Origin of the sequence: Candidatus Dorea massiliensis AP6 (assembly GCF_964245105.1) — a bacterium.
GTDB lineage: Bacteria > Bacillota > Clostridia > Lachnospirales > Lachnospiraceae > Laedolimicola > Laedolimicola intestinihominis.
This window is the reverse complement of record NZ_CAXTKW010000001.1, coordinates 405732-412399: the sequence shown is the minus strand read 5'-3', so window position 1 is coordinate 412399 and position 6668 is coordinate 405732. Positions and strand designations below refer to the sequence as shown.

Sequence of the window (6668 nt, the reverse complement as noted above, 5' to 3'; positions counted from 1 at the left end):
ATGGAGAAAACTTTGATTCTGAAACATATCTCAAGGATGCTCTGTCTATTAATTTCCTACAGTAAATTTACCCGAACGAAAAGCACACAGAGGTTCACAGTTCGGAAATTTTGTGCTACAATGGATACAGATTTTTTCGGGAAAAGGCGGTGCGGTATGGAAAAGCAGGTATTTACCGACGAACTGGCGGCGGAGGCGCTGCCGGGGCGGCGACCGGACGGGCATAAGGGTGACTTTGGACGGGTCAGCATCACGGGCGGCAGCGTGGGTTTTACGGGGGCCCCGGTGCTGGCGGCTTATGGGGCGGCCCGGAGTGGCAGTGGCCTGGTGTTCCTGGGGGTACCGGAGCCCATCTACGGAATCGTGGCGTCTCATTGCCTGGAGGTAATGCCCTCGCCGCTGCCTGCAGGCCGGGAACGGATATCCAAGGATGCGTTTTTCCCGATTCTGGAGCGGTTAAACAGCTGCGACGCGGGACTTCTGGGGCCTGGACTGGGACGCTCCCCGGAGCTTTCTAAATTGATGTGTAAAATAATGGAAGAAACGGAGACGCCGCTGATCCTGGACGCGGACGGGCTGTACGCCATCAAAGACCGAAAGGAGATCCTGCAAAAGCGGGCAGCGAGGGGACTGCTTACGATTCTGACGCCCCATGAAGGAGAATTCCGTTACCTGGGCGGCGATTTGACGCTCGGACGGGAAGCGGCGGCGCTGGATTTTGCAAAGGAATACGGCTGTATTCTGGTGCTGAAGGGGCCGGGGACTGTGACTGCGCTGCGGGACGGAAGCTGCTATGTGAATCCTACCGGAAATAACGGGATGGCCAAGGGCGGAAGCGGCGATGTGTTGGGCGGTATGATACTGGGTATGCTGGGGCAGCTTGTGGCGTCTAAGCGGAGTGCCGAAGCAGATACGGAGAAAGCGCAATTTTCCAAAGCAGGAATATCAGAAGCGGGAGAGATCACCGCTCTGGCCGTCTATCTTCACGGCCTGGCCGGGGATATTGCCTGCAAGGAATTAGGAGAATACGGTATGCTGCCCTCAGATCTGGCCGCGCGGATTCCGGCGGCGATTCTGGAAGTGCAGAAGGATCAGCCACATCATTTTTAAAGCAATCATAAAATCAGACAGCAAAAGGGGAAAACACAATGGTAGATATGAAAAGCCTGCTGACCATGCAGGGCATGATGTTTGCGATGCTTCTTGTGGGCGTCTTTATCAGAAGAAAGGGAATTGTCACATCGGAAGGACGAAAAAGCCTGACAAACCTTCTGGTGAACCTGATTCTTCCCTGCAATATTCTCTACGCCTTTTCCAAGTCGGACACCTCGGCCTTCGGCTCCATGGTTATCGTCATCATCATGTCAGCCCTAATTCAGCTGACCTGGTACATCTTAAGTAAATTTTTATGGAAAAATATGGACGACAGCCGCCGCGGTATCATGCGCTACGCCTTCCAGTTCGCCAACTGCGGTTACCTGGGCAATCCGGTCATCGAGGGCCTGTACGGCGCGCCGGGACTGGTGTACGCTTCCGTGTTCCTGCTTCCTGTGCGGATTTTCATGTGGAGCGTAGGGTTAGAATGCTTTCAGGAGGGCGCGGGCTGTTTTTCAAAAACCCTGAAAAGAACAATCACACACCCTTGTGTATTGGCGACCATCGTCGGCGTAGTCTGGATGTTTTTCCCCCAGGTGAAGCTGCCGGATTTCCTGTATAATACGATTAACGGCTTTAACCAGTGTCTGACGCCTATGACTATGTTGACCATTGGCTTTATCATGGGTGAGACGGATATGAGACGGATTTTCTGTAAAGATCTGGGCGTGATCACAGTGCTGCGTCTGGGGGTTCAGCCATTGATCGTACTGGGCGTCTGTTATCTGCTTCATCTGGAGCCGCTGGTGGCCGAAGTCATCACCGTCCTGGTCTCCATGCCGGTGGCCAACACTACGGCGCTTCTGGCCTCCCAGCACGACTGCGACTATGGCTTTGCCAGCGGCCTGGTGGTCTTTACCACGCTGGTATCCATGGTGACGATCCCGGTTTACGGAATGCTGGTAGGTATTGTGTTTGCGTAAAAGCGAAGAAAATAATGAATGAAAACGAAAAATACTTGCATTTACCAACAAAGTGTGTTATCATTCCACATGTAAAGTAAATAGCGAGTGGCTGTTACTGGTGATGCAGGCAAGACCAAGTGTAAAAGATATACATGTAGTATATTTTTTATCTTGGTCTTTTTTTATCGCACTGCAGCAAAAAAATTCCGCAAACCGATCGGGCGGAATTGAAACAAGATAGCCGGAAAAGGAGAAAAATATGGATTATAGAGGATTGGGAAAAACTCTGCTGAAGCTGGTTGGTGGAAGTGAAAATATTCGTCAGCTTACACATTGCGCTACGCGTCTGCGGATGGAATTTTACGATATGAGTAAGGTAGAAAAAGATGAGATTGAACATCAGCCGGGTGTCATCGGTGTGGTAGAAAAAGGCGGACAGTTCCAGATTATTATCGGAAATGAAGTGCAGACCGCATTTCGTGCTATGAAGGAGGAACTGGGAGAAAATGAAAAAACTGGAGATGCTCAGGTACCTCAGGAAAAAATCAGTATTGTAAATCGTATTATCAGCGTCATTTCCACTACCTTTACTCCGGTGATTCCGGCCCTGATCGGTGGTGGTATGATCAAAGCGGTACTGTCGATTCTGGTACTGATTGGTCTGGTTGGCGAGGCAGATACAACGTATGAAGTGCTGAGCTTTATTTCAGACGCTCCTTTCTATTTTATGCCGGTGCTGCTGGCATATGGCGCGGCTCAGAAGTTTAAGTGTAGCCCGATTATGGCAATGACTATGGCATGCGCACTTCTGCATCCCACCTGGAGTGGTATGGTAGGCGCAGGCGAGGCTATTACATTTTTTGGAATTCCGGCCGTGCTTGTAGATTATTCCTACTCTGTAGTGCCGATTATCCTGAGTGTATGGATTATGTCCTATGTGGAGCGATTTGCGGAGAAGTATTCCCCGTCTGTCATCAAATTCTTCCTGAAGCCGATGATTGTGATGTTTGTAGCGATTCCGATTGCGCTTCTGGCAGTTGGCCCGCTGGGTAACCTGTTAAATGATATCGTCCAGAGCGGCGCGAACTTCCTGAACGCCCGTGTCAGCTGGCTGATTCCCATGCTGATGGGTGCGTTCCAGCCGTTCCTGACACTGACCGGTACTGCGTGGGCCATGACTCCGATTGCTACCAGTCAGATTTCCACGCTGGGCTACGAGGTCGTAAATGGGCCGGGTATGCTGGCATCCAATATCGCGCAGGGTGGAGCGACCCTTGCGGTAGCCATGAAAACAAAAAATAAAGAATTAAAACAGCTGGCATCTTCTTCCGGATTTACGGCAGTGATGGGTATTACAGAGCCCTGTCTCTATGGAGTCTTACTGAAATTGAAGCGCCCCTTTGTGGCATCCATGATTGGCGGCGCAATTGGAGGCATTTATGCAGGCGTGGTGGGGCTGGTCCGTTATGCGTTTGTATCTCCGGGACTGACGGCGATTCCTGCATTTATCGGTGAAAACCCCATGAATGTGGTGCATGCGATTATTACGATTATCATTTCCTTTGTTGCAGGTTTCGTGGCGTCCTGGATTCTGGGCTTTAAGGATGAAGAGGATAATATGACTGCAACAGGCAAAAAAGAATCAGAAGTTGCAGCGGAAAAAAAGAATGCAGAAATTGTACTGCCGGTGGACGGTAAAGCAGTTGCGCTTTCTGAAGTGAATGACGATGTATTTTCCAAAGGCGTACTCGGCAAGGGCGCTGCGGTAATGCCGACAGACGGTAAGGTATACGCGCCGGCAGACGGAGAAGTTACTCTGTTTTTTGAGACCGGTCATGCTATTGGTATGCAGACGGCAGAGGGTGCGGAGCTGCTGATTCATGTAGGGATCGATACCGTCAATCTCCAGGGAAAATATTTTACTCCCGAGGTAAAGGCAGGAGATAAGGTGAAAAAGGGAGATTTATTGCTGACCTTCGATCTGGATGCAGTAAAGGCTGCAGGCTACGACACGGTGATTCCGGTGATTGTCACAAATACGGATGGATTTGAGAAAATTGAACTTGCAAAATCAGGAACCGGAAAAGTAGGGGACACATTTTTGCAGTTAGCGTAAAAGGAATAAGTGAATATGCAGTATAAAGAATTAAAGCAGTTTCCGGAGAAGTTTCTCTGGGGCGCGTCCACTTCCGCCTATCAGGTGGAGGGCGCAGTGGCGGAGGATGGAAAAAGTCCGTCCATCATCGACATGTATGAACATCCGGAGGATGTGGCAGATTTTTCTGTGGCCAGCGACCATTATCACAGATACCGGGAAGATATCGCAATGTTCGCGGAGATGGGATTGAAAGCATATCGATTCTCTATCGCCTGGACCCGGATTCTTCCGGGAGGAACCGGGGATGTGAATGCGAAGGGACTGGAGTTTTATGGAAACCTTATCGGAGAGTGCAGAAAGTACGGAATTGAGCCGATCGTGACCATGTATCATTTTGATTTGCCCTATTGCCTGGAAGAAAAAGGCGGCTGGCTGAATCGCGATACCATCGATGCATTTGTAAATTACGCGAAGGTTTTGTTTGAACATTTTGGTAGAGAGGTAAAATACTGGCTGACCATCAATGAGCAGAATACCATGATTCTCCATCCGGGTGCCATTGGTTTGCCAAAGAGCGGAGAACTTCCTTCAAAGAAAGTGATGTATCAGCAGAATCATCATATGATGCTGGCTCAGGCGAAGGTAATGAAGTTGTTTCATCAGATGGTGCCGGAAGGTATGATTGGGCCGGCGCTGAATCTGACAGCCATGTATCCGGCCACCTGCAGACCGGAGGATGCCATCGCCGCCCATAACTGGGAAGTTCTGCGCTGTTGGAATTTTGCCGATGTTCCGGTGTACGGCTGGTATCACCCGCTGGCATGGGAATATATGAAGGATCGGGATCTGACGCCGGATGTGGCAGATGGGGATAGGGAAATCCTGGAAAATGCGAAGCCGGATTTTATTGCCATGAATTATTACTCCACCGCAACCATTGCAGCCAGCAGAGGAGATGCCTCCGATGTGGCGGCCCGGGCCGGTGATCAGCAGATTATGCTGGGAGAACAGGGGGTATACCGACCGGCGGAAAATGAATATGTGGGAAAAACCCAGTATGGATGGGTTGTGGATCCGGTGGGATTCCGTTATACTCTAAGAAAGACCTACGAGCGGTACCGGCTTCCGATCCTGATTACGGAAAATGGAATCGGCGCACCGGATACTCTGGAAGAAGACGGAAGCGTCCATGACGCATATCGGATTGATTTTATCCGGGAGCATCTGCATCAGATGAAGCTGGCCATTACAGACGGTGTGGATATGCTGGGGTATTGTCCCTGGGCAGCCATTGACGTGGTCAGTACCCACCAGGGTTATCGGAAACGCTACGGTTTTATCTATGTGGACCGGGATGAGTTTGAGCTGAAAGAGTTGAAGAGATATCGGAAGGACAGCTTCTACTGGTATCAGAATGTCATTCGGGAGAATGGGAAAAGTCTCTGATAATCCGAAGAGGGGGAGGAAATGGGAGATGGTAATCAAAAAAGTTCTCAATAACAACCTGCTTCTGGTGGAGGAAAAGGGCCAGGAGCAGATTGCCATGGGGCGGGGACTTCGATTTTCCTATAAAGTGGGGGACCAGGTAAGAAAAGAGGATGTGGAAAAAGTCTACATGCTCAAAGAGGAAAAAAACAGCAGGGATTATATCCGCCTGGTGGAGGATGCGCCGACTGAATATGCAGAGGCTGTTCAGGATGCCATCGGACTGGCACAGGAAAGGATGGAAGGAAAACTGAATGAGCAGATCTTTGTGACACTGTTCGACCATCTGATCTATGCGCTGGAGCGGCAGGAAAAGGGGATCGTGCTTCAGAACCGTATGCTGTGGGAGATTCGAAAATTTTATCCGAAGGAGTATCAGGTGGGAAGCCAGGTGCTGGATTTCCTGAACAAACGGTTGAAGAAGGAACTGCCGGAAGAGGAAGCGGGCAATATAGCGTTTCATCTGGTGAATGCGCAGATGGAACAGAGCGATAAGGATGCAGGCGCGGAAAATGGTATGCTGATGGTTAAAATGCTGAAGGATATCTTTCAGATTGTGCAGCTGTATTACAGAAAGCAGTTAGATGAAAGCAGTATCAATTATTCTCGGTTTGTGGTACACATGCAGTTCTTTTTGCAACGCGTATTGGAGGATCACATGCTGGAGGATGGAACCCTGTCCCTCTATGATTCTGTTGCCCGGGAGCAGAAGCAGGCTGTGGGCTGTGTGGCGCAGATTCAGAAATATATCTTCAATCTGTTAAAAAAAGAAATCACCCGGGAAGAGCAGACCTATCTGATTGTACATCTGGCACGGATAAATCCATAAAGAAATCCATGGAAAATTAAAATTGAAAGCATAAGTAAATCAAAAGAAACGCTTCGACAGTACTTGTCGGAGCGCTTTTTTTATGCTATTCTAATACAGAGTGTGGGCACTTGTCGAACGAGTGCCTGTTTTATTACGCGATCAACGAGTCAAAGTCTGTGCTTGCACGAGACCTTGACGACTGCCGCGATAACGA

The 6668-nt window shown here is 49.6% G+C and carries 5 protein-coding genes; all 5 read left to right on the top strand.

What is annotated here, in order from left to right:
* The first annotated feature begins 156 nt into the window (after positions 1-156).
* Entirely contained in the window at positions 157-1110 is a 954-nt protein-coding gene (locus ACESZP_RS02345; protein WP_499707922.1) for an NAD(P)H-hydrate dehydratase, read from the top strand.
* Between the two features lie 38 nt (positions 1111-1148).
* Positions 1149-2078 (top strand): AEC family transporter, encoded by a 930-nt coding sequence (locus tag ACESZP_RS02340; RefSeq protein ID WP_178038720.1) that lies wholly within the window; start codon positions 1149-1151, stop codon positions 2076-2078.
* Between the two features lie 241 nt (positions 2079-2319).
* Complete coding sequence (locus ACESZP_RS02335; protein WP_178038721.1) at positions 2320-4176, top strand: beta-glucoside-specific PTS transporter subunit IIABC; 1857 nt, start codon at positions 2320-2322, stop codon at positions 4174-4176.
* A gap of 15 nt (positions 4177-4191) precedes the next feature.
* A complete protein-coding gene (locus ACESZP_RS02330; RefSeq protein ID WP_178038722.1) occupies positions 4192-5604 on the top strand; it encodes a glycoside hydrolase family 1 protein in 1413 nt (470 codons plus the stop codon).
* Between the two features lie 28 nt (positions 5605-5632).
* Entirely contained in the window at positions 5633-6472 is an 840-nt protein-coding gene (locus ACESZP_RS02325) for a PRD domain-containing protein (protein WP_186871993.1), read from the top strand.
* Positions 6473-6668 lie beyond the last annotated feature (196 nt).

Coding starts and splice junctions, on each gene's coding strand:
- ACESZP_RS02345 (WP_499707922.1), top strand. CDS start 157: ATGGAAAAGCAGGTATTTACCGACGAACTGGCGGCGGAGGCGCTGCCG.
- ACESZP_RS02325 (WP_186871993.1), top strand. CDS start 5,633: ATGGTAATCAAAAAAGTTCTCAATAACAACCTGCTTCTGGTGGAGGAA.
- ACESZP_RS02335 (WP_178038721.1), top strand. CDS start 2,320: ATGGATTATAGAGGATTGGGAAAAACTCTGCTGAAGCTGGTTGGTGGA.
- ACESZP_RS02330 (WP_178038722.1), top strand. CDS start 4,192: ATGCAGTATAAAGAATTAAAGCAGTTTCCGGAGAAGTTTCTCTGGGGC.
- ACESZP_RS02340 (WP_178038720.1), top strand. CDS start 1,149: ATGGTAGATATGAAAAGCCTGCTGACCATGCAGGGCATGATGTTTGCG.